A 233-nucleotide genomic window follows, 5' to 3' on the forward strand; every position below is an offset into this window, starting at 1 on the left:
TAGTAAGCACGCCGCACTACCCGGGGCAGAGATGGCAGTCTCGGAGTAAACCGGTGGGCAAGCGCGAGCACTGCGGCTTCGTCGGTTTCGAGCGCGATCTTCTGGGCGAGCATCACGTCGCCAGCCGCCAGGGCATGTTCGGGAACGAAACACCAGCCGATCGCGGGCTGCCCTGATGCGTCGAGCTCTACAACATTGCTCAGGGTACCATATTGAACTCGGTATCGTCTGCC

The 233-nt window shown here is 61.4% G+C and carries 1 pseudogene; it reads right to left on the minus strand.

Annotated elements, in window-relative coordinates:
- Positions 1 to 233 (minus strand): annotated as a pseudogene (locus tag AC0L3U_RS40315) (hypothetical protein); the annotation flags it as partial.

This window comes from Bradyrhizobium sp. Kon69 (assembly GCF_055807515.1).